General features: G+C 66.2%; 14 protein-coding genes and 4 tRNA genes. 12 read left to right on the plus strand and 6 right to left on the minus strand.

The features are described 5' to 3' along the window. Window positions 1-123 precede the first annotated feature (123 nt). Entirely contained in the window at window positions 124-462 is a 339-nt protein-coding gene (locus tag ASF26_RS14490) for a P-II family nitrogen regulator (RefSeq protein WP_003600526.1), read from the minus strand. A gap of 216 nt (window positions 463-678) precedes the next feature. Here ASF26_RS14490 and ASF26_RS14495 point away from each other — a divergent pair, with 216 nt between their 5' ends. Continuing rightward, window positions 679-2,172: a bifunctional ADP-dependent NAD(P)H-hydrate dehydratase/NAD(P)H-hydrate epimerase gene (locus tag ASF26_RS14495; protein ID WP_056255306.1), complete on the plus strand. Its 1,494-nt coding sequence runs from the start codon at window positions 679-681 to the stop codon at window positions 2,170-2,172. Here the strand turns inward: ASF26_RS14495 and ASF26_RS14500 are convergent. Continuing rightward, window positions 2,165-3,679 (minus strand): multicopper oxidase family protein, encoded by a 1,515-nt coding sequence (locus ASF26_RS14500; protein WP_056255308.1) that lies wholly within the window; start codon window positions 3,677-3,679, stop codon window positions 2,165-2,167. The two genes, ASF26_RS14495 and ASF26_RS14500, sit on opposite strands and share 8 nt — an antisense overlap. Window positions 3,680-3,875: 196 nt before the next feature. On the opposite strand from ASF26_RS14500, the gene ASF26_RS14505 reads away from it, so the two are divergent. The 7 genes from ASF26_RS14505 to ASF26_RS14535 all read left to right on the plus strand — a co-directional run bounded on the left by ASF26_RS14505 (window position 3,876) and on the right by ASF26_RS14535 (window position 11,001). Then, a tRNA-Leu gene (locus ASF26_RS14505) sits at window positions 3,876-3,960 on the plus strand. 174 nt (window positions 3,961-4,134) lie between these two features. Continuing rightward, window positions 4,135-5,571: a trigger factor gene (tig, locus tag ASF26_RS14510; protein ID WP_056255310.1), complete on the plus strand. Its 1,437-nt coding sequence runs from the start codon at window positions 4,135-4,137 to the stop codon at window positions 5,569-5,571. 132 nt (window positions 5,572-5,703) lie between these two features. Then, window positions 5,704-6,330 carry an ATP-dependent Clp protease proteolytic subunit gene (locus ASF26_RS14515; RefSeq protein WP_026176059.1) on the plus strand — a complete coding sequence of 209 codons (627 nt, stop codon included), beginning with the start codon at window positions 5,704-5,706 and terminating at the stop codon, window positions 6,328-6,330. A 223-nt stretch (window positions 6,331-6,553) separates the two neighbouring features. Further along, window positions 6,554-7,825 (plus strand): ATP-dependent Clp protease ATP-binding subunit ClpX, encoded by a 1,272-nt coding sequence (clpX, locus tag ASF26_RS14520; RefSeq protein WP_018044550.1) that lies wholly within the window; start codon window positions 6,554-6,556, stop codon window positions 7,823-7,825. 251 nt (window positions 7,826-8,076) lie between these two features. Next, window positions 8,077-10,506, plus strand: coding sequence for an endopeptidase La (lon, locus tag ASF26_RS14525; RefSeq protein WP_056255313.1), 2,430 nt, complete (start codon window positions 8,077-8,079; stop codon window positions 10,504-10,506). Window positions 10,507-10,624: 118 nt separating this feature from the next. After that, window positions 10,625-10,700: transfer RNA gene (locus tag ASF26_RS14530), tRNA-Val, on the plus strand. A 46-nt stretch (window positions 10,701-10,746) separates the two neighbouring features. Then, window positions 10,747-11,001 carry a hypothetical protein gene (locus ASF26_RS14535; RefSeq protein ID WP_056255315.1) on the plus strand — a complete coding sequence of 85 codons (255 nt, stop codon included), beginning with the start codon at window positions 10,747-10,749 and terminating at the stop codon, window positions 10,999-11,001. 41 nt (window positions 11,002-11,042) lie between these two features. On the opposite strand, the gene ASF26_RS14540 is transcribed toward ASF26_RS14535, so the two are convergent. The 4 genes from ASF26_RS14540 to ASF26_RS14555 all read right to left on the minus strand — a co-directional run bounded on the left by ASF26_RS14540 (window position 11,043) and on the right by ASF26_RS14555 (window position 12,287). Continuing rightward, window positions 11,043-11,558, minus strand: coding sequence for a CAP domain-containing protein (locus tag ASF26_RS14540; protein ID WP_056255317.1), 516 nt, complete (start codon window positions 11,556-11,558; stop codon window positions 11,043-11,045). A gap of 176 nt (window positions 11,559-11,734) precedes the next feature. Then, entirely contained in the window at window positions 11,735-11,950 is a 216-nt protein-coding gene (locus ASF26_RS14545) for a hypothetical protein (RefSeq protein ID WP_056255320.1), read from the minus strand. A gap of 126 nt (window positions 11,951-12,076) precedes the next feature. Then, window positions 12,077-12,153 (minus strand) — tRNA-Asp (locus ASF26_RS14550). A 57-nt stretch (window positions 12,154-12,210) separates the two neighbouring features. Further along, window positions 12,211-12,287: transfer RNA gene (locus tag ASF26_RS14555), tRNA-Asp, on the minus strand. A 318-nt stretch (window positions 12,288-12,605) separates the two neighbouring features. On the opposite strand from ASF26_RS14555, the gene rpmI reads away from it, so the two are divergent. From rpmI to ASF26_RS14575, 4 genes are all read left to right on the plus strand, one after another. Continuing rightward, window positions 12,606-12,809, plus strand: a complete 204-nt coding sequence (gene rpmI / locus ASF26_RS14560) for a 50S ribosomal protein L35 (protein WP_018044555.1) — start codon at window positions 12,606-12,608, stop codon at window positions 12,807-12,809. 46 nt (window positions 12,810-12,855) lie between these two features. Then, the gene (rplT, locus tag ASF26_RS14565; protein WP_056255321.1) at window positions 12,856-13,230 is read left to right on the plus strand and encodes a 50S ribosomal protein L20; all 375 of its coding nucleotides are present in this window, start codon (window positions 12,856-12,858) and stop codon (window positions 13,228-13,230) included. A 198-nt stretch (window positions 13,231-13,428) separates the two neighbouring features. Then, window positions 13,429-14,511 carry a phenylalanine--tRNA ligase subunit alpha gene (pheS, locus tag ASF26_RS14570; protein ID WP_056255324.1) on the plus strand — a complete coding sequence of 361 codons (1,083 nt, stop codon included), beginning with the start codon at window positions 13,429-13,431 and terminating at the stop codon, window positions 14,509-14,511. Window positions 14,512-14,528: 17 nt separating this feature from the next. Beyond that, on the plus strand, window positions 14,529-14,813 hold the full coding sequence (locus ASF26_RS14575) for a hypothetical protein (protein ID WP_147829579.1): 285 nt from the start codon (window positions 14,529-14,531) through the stop codon (window positions 14,811-14,813). Window position 14,814: the final 1 nt, after the last annotated feature.

Here is a 14,814-nt window from a genome sequence, read left to right on the forward strand (position 1 = left end):
TGCGCCACCGTATCGTGACAGGTCGACGCCTTCGCACCCCGTCATGCCGTCGGATCCTTGCCGTCAGATCCTTGCCGCCCGACCATCGCCGCCGGCCGGCCGATGCCGTGCCGGGAGGACGCGTCAGATGGCGTCGGTGCCGGTCTCGCCGGTGCGGATGCGGATCGCTTCCTCGATGGTCGAGACGAAGATCTTGCCGTCGCCGATGCGTCCGGTCTGGGCAGACTTGCGGATGGCTTCCACGGCGCCTTCGACCAGGGCGTCGGAGAGGACGATCTCGAGCTTCACCTTGGGCAGGAAGTCGACCACGTATTCGGCGCCGCGATAGAGCTCGGTATGGCCCTTCTGCCGGCCGAACCCCTTGGCTTCGATCACGGTGATGCCCTGAAGACCGACCTCTTGAAGGGCCTCCTTCACCTCGTCCAGCTTGAATGGCTTGATGATCGCTTCGATCTTCTTCATGCCGAACGGGCCTGACCTGAATGCTGCTCCGGGTCCTTTTCCTACCATCGCGGCTCGGCCTTCGCCACGCCGTTTTCCCGGAGACGGGTGTTAAATTGCCTATTCGGTAGGCATTGAATGCAAATCGTTTCAGCCACGACCGCTTTGCGCCTGAAATAGCGGCGCGGCATGAGCGGTGCGCAGGCATGGTCACACGAGACAAGGCGAAAGTTCGCAATGCCGTCACACCGTCTCATCACCGTCGACGCGATGCGCAGGATGGATGCCGCCGCCATAGCGGCGGGCGTTCCGGGAATTGAGCTGATGCGCCGGGCGGGCGCCGCTGTGGCCGCCAGGGCCGCCGCGATGGTGGCCGCGCCCTCCCGCATCCTCGTCCTCTGCGGACCCGGCAACAACGGTGGGGACGGTCTCGTCGCCGCCCGTCTCCTCGAACGAAACGGCTACGCGGTCGACCTCGTCTGCACCGTGCCGGTGGACAGCCTGACGGGTGATGCCGCCCTGGCGGCGGCGGAATGGCAGGGGGTGGTGCTCACCGAGGCCGATCCGGCGGGCGCCGCCCTCGTCATCGACGCCCTGTTCGGGGCGGGCCTGTCCCGCGACCTCGACGGCGCGGCGAAGACCCTGGTCGAGCGGGTCGCCGCCACAGACGTCCCGGTCCTCGCCGTCGATATTCCAAGCGGGATCGACGGCGATACGGGCGCTTTGCGCGGGGTGGCGCTCAGGGCGCGCGAGACGGTCACCTTCGTCGCGCTCAAGCCCGGCCACCTGCTGCAGCCGGGCCGCGCCCATTGCGGCCATCTCCATGTGGCCGATATCGGCATCGGCGACGCCGCCCTCGAAGCGGGGCTGGCCGGCACGCCGAGGGTCTGGCGCAACGGGCCGGATCTCTGGGGCGGCGATGTCCCGAGGCTCGACGCCGTCAGCCACAAATACACCAGGGGGCATGTGCTGGCCCTGTCCGGTCCCGCCTTCAAGACCGGGGCGATCCGCCTCGCGGCACGGGCGGCGTTGCGGGTCGGGGCCGGCCTCGTGACCATCGCCTCCCCCACCGCTGCCATGGCCGAGAACGCCGCGCATCTCACCGCGATCATGCTGACCCCGTGCGAGACCGCCGACGACCTCGACGATCTCCTCGTGGACGAGCGCCTCAACGTCATTCTCGCTGGCCCCGGCATGGGGAGCGGCGAGGCGACCCGCGAGCGTGTCGCCGTGGCGGCTGGCGTCGGGCGAAGCCTCGTCCTCGATGCCGACGCGCTCACGAGTTTCAAGGGCCAGGTCGACGAATTGGCGAGCCTCATCGCGGATGGCGGGGGCCAAGCGGTGCTGACCCCGCATTCCGGTGAGTTCGGCCGCCTCTTCGCGGGCACGGACGCCGTCGATCCGAAGGCGAGCAAGCTCGAACGGGCGCTGAGGGCGGCGTCTGTCGCCGGGGCGGTGGTGGTGTTGAAGGGCGCCGATACCATTATCGCCGCGCCCGACGGACGCGCCGTCATCAATGACCACGCTACGCCCTATCTCGGCACCGCCGGTTCGGGCGACGTCCTCGCCGGCCTCGTCGCCGGCCTGCTGGCGCAGGGCATGCCGTCCTTCGAGGCCGCCTGCGCGGCGGTTTGGCTCCACGGCGATGCTGGGCTGCGGCACGGGCCGGGCCTCATCGCCGAGGATCTGCCGGAGACGATGCCAAGGGTTCTCGCCGCCCTGGTCAGGTGACCTCGAAGCTCGTCCACAGCCCGGTGTCGAACCGCTCCAGCACTGTGGAGCCGATGACCCAGCGGCCGGGATTGTCCGCCTTGAAAGCGATCCGGGCCGTGCGACCTTCGAGCAGCTGGAACGTGTCGAGCCAATAGGGCTCCCAGCCGTCGTCCAGCGGGTGGAGCAGCCGGAAGGCGTGGCCGTGGACGTGCAGGGCCTGCGGGAAGGCGGTGTCGTTCCGGATCGCGAGGACCACCACCTGGCCGCGCTTCACCGTGAAGGAGGGAGCGGTGCCGGACGCCCCCGTGATCCCGTTGATGGCCCAGACCCGGTTCGGATCGCCGGTATAGGCCGGTTCGGCGTTGGGCTTGTCCTTGTCGAGCTTGGCGCCGCCGGTGATCGCGATGTCGCGGCGCACCGCGTTCTGGAGCTTGACCTCGGCGGGCAGGAGCTTGTTCTCGCCCACCGGTGCGATCGGCGTACGCTTCTCCGTCACCGGCTGACCCTTGGCGGTGAGCGTCGCCAGGACGAGGCCGTTGCCCACCAGGGCATTGACGGTGACGCTGGCGCCGGCCTCCGCCGGCATGTCGAGCATCAGGTCGTAGCGGGTGCCGGGGGGGAAGGGCAGCGTCGCGCGCAGGGGCTCGAACGTGTCGGTGGGCTGGCCGTCCACCGCCACCACGTAGACCTTGGCGCCCTCGAACCGGATGCGGGTTCCGCGCGCGTTGCAGACATTGCCGAGGCGCAGGCGGATGCGCGATCCCGGACGGACCTCGATCGCCTCGGGGACCGGCTTGCCGTTGATGGTGACGAGGTTGCCGAGGCGCCCGGAGGCCGCGGCGAAGGCGGCCTGGCCGAACGGCATCAGCGTGCCGTTCTCCTCCAGCCGCCAATCCTGCATCAGCAGCGCGAGGTCCTGGTCGAGGGAGGGCGGCGCGGTCTCCTCGACGATCAACGCCCCGGCGAGGCCCCGCCCCGACGGTTCGCTCGAACCGCCCACCACGAGGGGACGGATGAGGAACGTGCCCGCATCCGGCGGGACGAAGGAATAGGTGAAGTCCGCCCCCGGAGCGATCGGCGGCTGGGTCACGCCGCCGACGCCGTCCATGGCGTTCTGGTTGCGCACCCCGTGCCAGTGGAGGGAGAGCGGCTTGTCCGTCTTGTTCTCCACGCGCAGGCGGACGGTCTCGCCGAGCTTCGCCCGGATGACGGGCAGGCTCGCCTTGCCGTCGAAGGTCCAGACCGGCGTCTCGGCGGTGGGCTCCGGCTTCAGGCGGTTCGTCCCCGGCCCAGCGACGAGGAGGCGCGGTTCCGGCAACGGTTCGGCAGGCTTGGGCTCGGCCTGCTTGGCCGGCGCGGGGGCCGGCTTGGGAGCGGCTTTCCCCGATCCCGTCTGCGCCTCCGCGCGCGGGATGAGAGCCGGTCCGGCAAGGCCGAGGGCCGCGGCCCGGCCGATCAGGGAGCGGCGGGACAGGCCGCCGGTCTCCGAGGGGGAACGGCCATTCTTCGGGTCGGAACTCGGCATGTCACCTCGGACGGAAGTCGATGGACGGGCGGTCGCAGCCGCCCCGCCGGCATGCTTGTAGACGGCGCTCCCGCGCGGCGCCAACCGCCGCCGCGCGCCTGATCGGCGACGCCTTATTTTTTTGCTGCGGACTTGCGCGCGCATGCTATAGGACCGCGCTCTGGCGGCTGAAAAGGCGCGCCGGGCGTTGGCGCTTGCGGGCGTGGCGGAACTGGTAGACGCGCTGGATTTAGGTTCCAGTGTCGCAAGACGTGGGGGTTCGAGCCCCTCCGCCCGCACCAGCCTCCGCCGTCGGGAACGGATTGGCTCACAGCGATGGCCGGCCCGCTCTGCCGCTCGGAGTCGGCCTCCGGTCGGGCGCGCTTCGTCAAACGCCGCCTGTGGTGTCACGCCCTGACGGCGGTGCCACGCAAGAATTTTTGACCGATCACACGGACGACAGCGGGAAGACGACGATGCAGGTGACCGAGACACTCTCCCAGGGTCTGAAGCGCGAGTTCCAGGTGCTTCTGGCCGCCAAGGAGCTCGAAGAGCGCCTGACGACCGAGCTGTCCACCCTCAAGGACAAGGCCCAGATCAAGGGCTTCCGCCCCGGCAAGGTGCCGGTGGCCCATCTGCGCAAGCTCTACGGCCGCTCGGTGATGGCTGACGTGCTGCAGAACGCGGTCAACGAGGCCAACCAGAAGATCGTCACCGACAACAACCTCAAGCTCGCCCTCGAGCCGAAGATCGAATTCCCCGGCGAGGCCTCCATCGTCGACCGGGCGCTCGCCGCCAAGGACGACGTGTCCTTCAACGTCGCCCTCGAAGTGCTGCCGAGCTTCGAGCTCGCCGACCTGTCCGACGTCACCCTGACGAAGCAGGTGGCCAAGCCCAGCGACGAGGAAGTCGACGAGGCGATCACCCGCATGGCCTCTTCCAACCGCGCTTTCACCCCGAAGGACGAGGGCGCCGAGGCCGCCACCGGCGACCGCGTCACCATCGACTTCGTCGGCAAGATCGACGGCGTCGAGTTCGACGGCGGCAAGGGCGAGGGCGTGGACCTGGAGCTCGGCTCGGGCTCGTTCATCCCTGGCTTCGAGGACCAGCTGGTCGGTGCCAAGGTCGGCCAGTCCCTGGTCGTGAAGTCCACCTTCCCCGAGGCCTACGGTGCCGAGCATCTCGCCGGCAAGGACGCCGAGTTCGACGTGACCGTCACGGCGATCCAGGCTCCGGGCGAGACCAAGATTGACGACGAGCTCGCCAAGGGCTTCGGCATGGAATCGCTGGAGAAGCTGAAGGAGGCCGTCGCCGGCGCCCTCGGCGGCGATTTCGAGGCTCAGTCGCGCCGCAAGCTCAAGAAGGAGCTCCTCGACGCGCTGGATGGCAAGTACGCCTTCGAACTTCCCCCGAGCCTCGTCCACCAGGAATTCGCCGCCGTATGGGCCCAGGTCGAGCAGGACCTGAAGACTCGTGGCAAGACCTTCGAGGACGAGGGAACCACCGAGGAAAAGGCCACGGCCGAATACCGCAAGATCGCCGAGCGGCGCGTCCGTCTCGGCTTGGTGCTTGCGCAGGTGGGCGAGACCGCCGATATCAAGGTCAGCGACGACGAGGTGAACCAAGCCCTGATCGCCCGTGTCCGGCAATATCCCGGGCAGGAGCAGCAGGTCTGGGACTTCTACCGGAAGAACGCACAGGCCCTGGCCGAGCTTCGCGCACCCCTGTTCGAGGAGAAGGTCGTCGACCATGTCCTCGCCCAGGTGAAGCTGGTCGAAGAGCCCGTCTCGAAGGATGCTTTGTTCGCCGACGAGGATGCCGATGCGGCCAGCGCCGAATCGACGGAGTCGAAGGCGGATGAATCCCAGGCTCCTTCGGGCGACGATCTGCCGGCCGTCGCCAAGGCCGATTGAGCTCGAGGCTCCCAAAAGGGCGGCGGGCTTGGATGTAAAGGCGGCGTTCACCGCCGCCGTAGTTCGCTGACACGTCCGGCCCGCGCCCTGATTCGCGCGGCCGGACCCCTTGAAGCCTGGGGCACGAGAATGATGAGAGATCCGGTCGACTATTATAACAGCGCACTCGTTCCCATGGTGGTCGAGCAGTCGAGCCGCGGCGAGCGCGCCTTCGACATCTATTCCCGCCTGCTGCGTGAGCGGATCATCTTCCTCACCGGCCCGGTGGAGGATTACGGCGCTTCGCTGATCGTCGCGCAGCTGCTGTTCCTCGAAGCCGAGAACCCGAAGAAGGAAATTTCCTTCTACATCAACTCGCCCGGTGGCGTGGTGACCTCGGGCCTTTCGATCTACGACACGATGCAGTTCATCCGCTGCCCGGTGACGACCCTCTGCGTCGGCCAGGCCGCCTCGATGGGCTCGCTGCTGCTCACCGCCGGCGAACCCGGCCATCGCTTCGCGCTGCCGAACGCCCGCATCATGGTCCACCAGCCCTCCGGCGGGTTCCAGGGCCAGGCGACGGACATCCTGATCCATGCCCGCGAGATCGAAGCGCTGAAGAAGCGTCTCAACGAGATCTACGTGAAGCATACCGGACGCGACTACGACACCATCGTCCAGGCGCTCGAGCGCGACAATTTCATGACCGCCGACGCGGCCAAGGAATTCGGCCTGATCGACGAAGTGATCCAGAAGCGTCCCGAGCCGGCCGCCGCCTGATTTCGACCGCGCCGTGGCCGCCTGGCGGCCACGGCGCGTCCTTTAGAGGCGGGCCGCGCGTGCGGCTTTGCCTTGATCCCGTCGCGGCAGCATGCTTGCATCGCGAGTCTGACCTACCGGCAGAAAGCGCGCAGGTGACTGTTTCTTTAGGCGGGCGCCCTTAGATCTTAAAAGATGCGCGTGCGCCCCGGGGCTGGCGTCGCACCCGCGAACGGAGACCGACATGAGCAAGACTGGCGGCAACGACTCGAAGAGCACGCTGTACTGCTCGTTTTGCGGCAAGAGCCAGCACGAGGTCCGCAAGCTGATCGCGGGCCCGACGGTGTTCATCTGCGACGAGTGTGTCGAACTGTGCATGGACATCATCCGCGAGGAATCGAAGTCCTCCCTGGTGAAATCGCGCGACGGCGTGCCCACGCCGAAGGAGATCCGCCGCGTTCTGGACGATTACGTCATCGGCCAGGATTTCGCGAAGAAGGTTCTCTCCGTCGCGGTCCACAACCATTACAAGCGCCTCGCCCACGCCTCGAAGCACAACGACGTCGAGCTGGCGAAGTCCAACATCATGCTGATCGGGCCGACCGGTTCGGGCAAGACCCTGCTCGCGCAGACCCTGGCCCGCATCCTCGATGTGCCCTTCACCATGGCCGATGCGACGACGCTGACCGAGGCCGGCTATGTCGGCGAGGACGTCGAGAACATCATCCTCAAGCTGCTCCAGGCTTCCGACTACAATGTCGAGCGGGCGCAGCGCGGCATCGTCTACATCGACGAGATCGACAAGATCTCCCGCAAGTCCGACAACCCGTCGATCACCCGCGACGTGTCGGGCGAAGGCGTGCAGCAGGCCCTCCTCAAGATCATGGAAGGCACCGTCGCCTCCGTGCCTCCGCAGGGCGGCCGCAAGCACCCGCAGCAGGAATTCCTGCAGGTCGACACCACCAACATCCTCTTCATCTGCGGCGGCGCCTTCGCCGGCCTGGAGCGGATCATCTCGGCGCGCGGCAAGGGCACCTCGATCGGCTTTGGCGCCACCGTCCAGGCTCCGGACGACCGCCGCACCGGCGAGATCTTCCGCAATGTCGAGCCCGAGGACCTGCTGAAGTTCGGCCTGATCCCGGAATTTGTCGGCCGTCTGCCCGTGCTGGCGACGCTGGAGGACCTCGACGAGACCGCCCTCAAGCGGATCCTGCAGGAGCCCAAGAACGCTCTGGTCAAGCAGTACCAGCGCCTGTTCGAGATGGAGAACGTCGACCTCACCTTCCAGGACGAGGCGCTCTCCATGGTGGCCCGCAAGGCCATCGAGCGGAAGACCGGCGCCCGTGGTCTGCGCTCGATCCTCGAGACCATCCTGCTCGAGACGATGTACGACCTGCCCGGCCTCGAATCCGTGGAGCAGGTGGTGATCGGTCCGGAAGTGGTGGAGGGCAAGTCGCGCCCCCTCTACATCCACGGCGACCGCAACAAGGACGTTCCGGCGAGCGTCAGCGCCTGAGGGTGCGACTCGGCGGCCGAGGTTAGCCGCCGAAACGGTCCGGGGAGAATTCTTGAAAAAGTCCTCCCCGGCTTCCATCTGAATTGTCAGACGCGACGGCCGCACGCTCACCTTCTGAGGTGCGGTGTCCGCCTCCAGCCTCACAGTTCAACGATGTCCCCGACCCCGCGATGCGGCCCGGTCGGCCCGTGGCAGGATGCTTGCTCATTTCGAGGAGCTAGAGCCCGGAGTCCATCAAGAGGAAGTCCGACATGTCCCAATCGAAATCTCGCCAGCCGGTCGTTCCGGGTTCGACGGGCTCCTACGCCGTTCTGCCCCTACGCGACATCGTCGTCTTCCCGCACATGATCGTGCCGCTCTTCGTCGGCCGCGAGAAGTCGATCCGCGCCCTCGAAGAGGCCGTCCGCACCGACCGCCACATCCTGCTGGCCACACAGATCAATGCCAGCGACGACGATCCGTCCACCGATGCGATCTACAAGATCGGCACCCTGGCCAGTGTCCTGCAGCTGCTGAAGCTGCCCGACGGCACCGTGAAGGTGCTCGTCGAAGGCGCGGGCCGCGCCAGGATCACGAACTTCAATAAGTCGGATTCGTTCTACGAGGCCGAGGTCGAGACGCTTACCGACGAGCTCGGCGACCCCGTCGAGGCCGAAGCCCTCGCCCGCTCGGTCATCTCCGAGTTCGAGAATTACGTGAAGCTCAACAAGAAGATCTCGCCCGAGGTCGTCTCCGCCGTCACTCAGATCGACGAGCCCTCGAAGCTCGCCGATACCGTCGGCTCGCATCTCGCGGTCAAGATCGCCGACAAGCAGGCAATCCTCGAAATCCCCACGGTGGCCGAGCGCCTCGAGCGCGTCCTGTCGCTGATGGAGAGCGAGATCTCCGTGCTCCAGGTGGAAAAGCGCATCCGGACCCGCGTCAAGCGGCAGATGGAGAAGACCCAGCGTGAGTACTACCTCAACGAGCAGATGAAGGCGATCCAGAAGGAGCTGGGCGATTCCGAGGACGGCAAGGACGAGCTCGCCGAGATCGAGGAGAAGATCGAGAAGACCAAGTTCTCGAAGGAGGCTCGCGAGAAGGCGATGGCCGAGCTGAAGAAGCTTCGGCAGATGTCGCCGATGTCGGCGGAAGCCACCGTCGTGCGCAACTATCTCGACTGGATGCTCGGCATCCCGTGGTCGAAGCGGTCGCGGATCAAGAAGGATCTGCTCGGTGCGCAGGTCATGCTCGACCAGGACCATTTCGGTCTGGAGAAGGTGAAGGAGCGCATCGTCGAGTATCTCGCCGTGCAGCAGCGCGCCAACAAGCTCACCGGCCCGATCCTCTGCCTCGTCGGCCCTCCCGGCGTCGGCAAGACCTCGCTCGGCAAGTCCATCGCCAAGGCGACCGGACGCGAGTTCGTGCGCATGTCGCTGGGCGGCGTGCGTGACGAGGCCGAGATCCGCGGTCACCGTCGGACCTATATCGGCTCCATGCCCGGCAAGATCGTCCAGTCGATGCGCAAGGCCAAGACCTCGAACCCGCTCATCCTCCTCGACGAGATCGACAAGATGGGCCAGGATTTCCGTGGCGATCCGTCCGCGGCACTCCTCGAGGTGCTGGACCCCGAGCAGAACGGCACGTTCAACGACCACTACTTGGAAGTCGATTACGACCTCTCGGACGTGATGTTCGTGACCACGGCGAACACGCTCAACATCCCCGCGCCCTTGATGGATCGCATGGAGGTGATCCGTATCGCCGGCTACACCGAGGAAGAGAAGCTTCAGATCGCGCGCAAGCACCTCATCCCGGGCGCGGTGAAGAAGCACGGCCTCACGGTCAAGGAATGGGAGATCGACGATTCCGGTGTTCTCATGCTCATCCGCCGTTACACGCGGGAAGCGGGCGTGCGTAACCTGGAGCGCGAGATCTCGAACCTGATCCGTAAGGCGGTGAAGGAGATCCTCATCACCAAGGTGAAGGCCGTCGCCGTCACCGAAGAGAACCTGCCGAATTTCCTCGGTGCGCCGAAGTTCCGCTACGGCGAGATCGACGAGGAGGATCAGGTCGGCGTGGTGACGGGTCTTGCCTGGACCGAGGTCGGCGGCGAGTTGCTGACGATCGAGGGCGTCATGATGCCTGGCAAGGGCAAGATGACGGTCACGGGCAACCTGCGTGACGTGATGAAGGAGTCGATCTCGGCGGCGGCGAGCTATGTCCGCTCCCGCGCCGTCGATTTCGGCATCGAGCCGCCCTTGTTCGAGCGTCGCGATATCCACGTCCACGTTCCGGAAGGGGCGACCCCGAAGGACGGTCCGTCGGCCGGTATCGGCATGGCCACCGCCATCATCTCCACCCTCACCGGGATCCCGGTGAGGAAGGATGTGGCGATGACCGGAGAGGTCACCCTGCGAGGCCGCATCCTGCCCATCGGCGGCCTCAAGGAGAAGCTGCTTGCGGCCCTGCGCGGCGGGATCAAGACGGTCCTCATCCCCGAGGAGAACGCCAAGGACATCGCCGAGGTGCCCGACAGCGTGAAGAACGGGATGGAGATCATCCCGGTGGCGCGGATGGACCAGGTGCTGAAGCACGCCCTCGTGCGACAGCCGGTGCCGATCGAGTGGGAGGAGCCCCTCCCCGTCGCTCGCCGCCCCGTGGTCGGCGAGGACGAGCCGACGACGGTGATCGCTCACTGACCGGCATCTACCGCTGGAGAATGAAAAGGCCCCGGGGCAGAACCCCGGGGCCTTTTCTTTGTAGCCCGCTTAGGGTTGCCATCCCGACGATGCTTGGATTAACGATGCAGCGCGCGTCGGGCGGTTAGCTCAGTTGGTAGAGCGTCTCCTTTACACGGAGAGGGTCGGCGGTTCGAGCCCGTCACCGCCCACCAAGCGTCTACGCCTTTCCTTGCCCCTCCCCGGCTACAGAGACCAGCGATGACCGCGCGCGGCTTCCCCACACCCTGGCTCGTCGTCGAGAAGGTCGAGAGTTTCTGCATCGAGGATGCGGACGGGGCGGCCGTCGCCTGGACCTACTTTTCCGACGAGGCGGAGAAGCGGGAGGCGACCGGCCTCATGACACGCGAGGAGGCTTCGCGGATCGCCAGGGCCATCGCAATGATCCCTGAGATGCGCACGATCATCCGCAGCATTCAGGACGTGTTGACCGAGGCCGACCAGATTACGGATTGAGCGGCGCGGCGAGGTCCCGCGCCCCCTGAACCGCTGCGCCGTCAGTTGCCGGCGAGGACCAGGGCCCAGAAGCGCTTGTAGCGCGTGCCCGGCGCATCGACCCGGGCGATGCCGATCCGCTTAAGCTGGGGCATCAGCATGTTCTTGTTGTGCTCGGACGAATTTTTCCAGCGCGCAAGCACCTCGTCGAAGGTGTTGGAGCCGGCGCTGAGGTTTTCGGCGGCGAAGGAGCGGCCAAATCCCGCCCGCGCCATGCGCGACTCGAAGGTGCCGCCGATCTCGTGGCTGAGCCTGCCGGCCTTGGCGTTGGATTCCGCCTGGTAGGAGGCCGCCCGGATCAGGCTGGAATCCAGCACCACCGGGCCGAGCCCGTGCGACGCCCTGTAGCGAGAGATCGCCGCGGCGGCGGCCCCCTCGTCGAGAATCACCGGGCTCGTGAGGTTGTCGGCCTCGGGCAGAATCGTCGGCCCGCCGCAGCCGCCGAGCGCCAGCAGGCTCCCCACAAGAACGCCGGCGCCCAGGCGCGACAGGATGGGGGACAAGGGGAAGGGGATCATCGCTCGGTGCCGGTTCGCTGCGCTGCCGTGTCGTCGGCTCCGCCATCCCGGTCCGATGGGGCGAAATCGCGGCGGCGGGGCGCACGGGGTCGCAGGACGGGCGGATGTGTCCGATCCGCCACGCATCATGTTTACGTGGATGGACTGAGGCGAAGCTCGACCCCGACGCTGCCCCCTTAGATCCGCGTGCCGAGATCCCGGGGCGGCGACCCGCAGCGCCATGCGGTGATGCGGTAATCGGGATGGGTGTCGATCCATCGCGCCAATTGCGGCTGTGCCACGCGGATGCAGCCCCTTGCATCGGCGACATCGAGCGGGAGCCGCTTCGATTCGCAGGTGTCCGGCGCATTCGCCATGCAGGCGGTGAAATAAAGGAAGAAGAAGCCTGCCATGGTTCGGACAGCCCATTTCGCGAGTCGCGCTCGGAAGAAGGCTAGGGCGCGAACGTCCCGTGTCGAGGGGATCCCTCGGCGCGACCCGTATCGAAGCTGCCCGTTCGGCGATTTGGGTTGTATGAATGGCGCGGGCGACGGGACTCGAACCCGCGACCTCCGGCGTGACAGGCCGGCACTCTAACCAACTGAGCTACGCCCGCGTATCTGGGTAGCTTGGCATTCGGATCGTCCACCACGACGCAGGTCGATGATGGACGTGGCGCGGGCGACGGGACTCGAACCCGCGACCTCCGGCGTGACAGGCCGGCACTCTAACCAACTGAGCTACGCCCGCACGGCGTCCCGCCCCGTTTCCGGCGGTGTCGGGGGTCTAGTTTCCGCACCCCGGCCTGTCAAGCAACCGGACGCCGCATTTCCATGGAAAATCCGGTCACCGCCGTTTCAAGGAGGGAGCGAGCGGGAGGGGCGACGGCCCGGCGAGCGCAGCCGCCATTGAAACGACGTCTCTTTTCTGTCATACGCCCCCTCGCGTTGAACCGCCCGGCCGATAGGGCTGCCGTGGCGGTTCGTGCTGCTCCATCAGAAGCATCAACCGAGCGCACGCCTTCGACCTGTCCCAGGGTCGGAGGGCATGCGCGTTCAGGAGAGCCAAATGCCCAAGCTGAAAACCAAGTCGGGCGCGAAGAAGCGCTTCAAGATCACCGGCACCGGCAAGGTCATGTATGCCCAGGCCGGCAAGCGCCACGGAATGATCAAGCGGACGACGAAGCAGATCCGCAACCTGCGCGGCACCACCACCCTGTTCGAGGGCGATGCTGCCAACGTGAAGAAGTATTTCCTGCCCAACAGCCGGTAATCCTTCGCCGCAGCCGATACTGTTTTCGTAATCCAGGAGAGAACCCATGGCCCGCGTCAAGCGCGGCGTGACCAGTCACGCAAAGCACAAGAAAGTCCTCAAGGCCGCCCGTGGCTATTACGGCCGGCGCAAGAACACGATCCGGATCGCCAAGCAGGCGGTCGAGAAGGGCATGCAGTATGCCTACCGCGATCGTAAGAACAAGAAGCGCACGTTCCGCGCTCTCTGGATCCAGCGCCTCAACGCCGCTGTTCGCGAGCACGGCCTGACCTATTCGCGCTTCATCAACGGTCTCGCGAAGTCCGGCATCGAGGTGGACCGCAAGGCTCTGTCCGAGCTCGCCATTCACGAGCCGGCCAGCTTCGCTGTGGTGGTGGAGAAGGCCAAGGCCGCTCTCCCGGATCTCACCAAGGCTGCCTGATTCGTAAGGCTGCCTGAGGCGCGTTCACACGCCCTCTCATTCGTCGATGCGAAAGGCGCGGACCGAAAGGTGCCGCGCCTTCGTTTTTCGCAAAGGATCGTCGGCAGGCGCGCTTGCATTGGCGGCGCTTACCCGCAAAACCGCTCGCGGGGGCCGCACACGATCCGAAGGCCAGATGCCAACCGGTGGTTTGAACCGATGACCGATCTCGAAACCCTCGAAGGCGATCTGCTCGTGCAGGTCGGCAGTGCGTCCGACGAGGCCTCCCTCGATGCCGTGCGCGTCGCGGCGCTCGGCAAGAAGGGCTCGATCTCCGACCTGCTCAAGACCCTCGGCAGCATGACGCCGGACGAGCGCAAGGAGCGCGGTCCGCTCATCAACGGGCTGCGCGACAGGGTCCAGGGTGCCATCTCCACGCGGCGCGAGGCGCTTGCAGAGGCCGCCCTCGAAGCCCGCCTTGCGGCCGAGCGGATCGACGTCACCCTGCCGGTGCGCGAGGCGCCGGAGGCGCGCGGGCGCATCCATCCGATCAGCCAGGTCATGGACGAGATCACCGCGATCTTCGCCGATATGGGCTTCTCGGTGGCCGAAGGCCCGGACATCGAGACCGACGATTACAACTTCACCGCCCTCAACTTCCCGCCCGGCCATCCGGCGCGCGAGATGCACGACACATTCTTCCTGGCGCCCGACCGCAACGGCCAGCGCAAGGTGCTGCGCACCCATACGTCTCCGGTCCAGATCCGCACCATGCGTTCCCAGGAGCCGCCGATCCGCGTGATCTGCCCCGGCCGCACCTATCGCCACGATTCCGACCAGACCCACACGCCGATGTTCCATCAGGTGGAGGGACTGGTGATCGACAAGAGCGCCACCATCGCCAACCTGAAATGGGTTCTGGAGGAGTTCTGCCGTACCTTCTTCGAGGTCGATGCGGTGAAGATGCGGTTCCGGCCGTCGTTCTTTCCCTTCACCGAGCCGTCGGCGGAGGTCGATATCCAGTGTTCGCGCAAAGGCGGCGAAATCCGCTTCGGCGAGGGCACCGACTGGCTCGAGATCCTCGGCTGCGGCATGGTCCATCCGAACGTGCTCAGGAACTGCGGCTACGACCCGGATTTCGTCCAGGGCTTCGCCTTCGGCATGGGCATCGACCGGATCGCGATGCTGAAATACGGCACGCCCGACCTGCGCCCGTTCTTCGAGGCGGATGTGCGATGGCTGGAGCATTACGGCTTCCGCCCGTTGGACATCCCGAGCTTGGTGGCCGGGCTGACGAGTTGATGGGCATGGAGCGATCGATGACCGATCAGGAGATTACCAGACTGGTGTCCGAGGTTCTGCGCGAGCAGGTTCCCGAGGCCGGGTTCCTGGGGGCCGAAGCCGTCTCCAGTTCGGATTTTGACGGAGATCCGGTCATCAAGATCGTCGCTCGTTATCAACGTCGGCCAGATACGAAGCCCGATCCGCTGCTGAATGCCAGCCATATCTTGAGGTCTGCTCTCATCAGCCGAGGAGAGGATCGCTTCATCTTGTTGAAGAACGATGTCGCCAGCGAAAAGCAGACTGAGAGCGATATAGACTGAT

The organism is Methylobacterium sp. Leaf93 (assembly GCF_001422345.1).
Taxonomy (GTDB): domain Bacteria; phylum Pseudomonadota; class Alphaproteobacteria; order Rhizobiales; family Beijerinckiaceae; genus Methylobacterium; species Methylobacterium bullatum.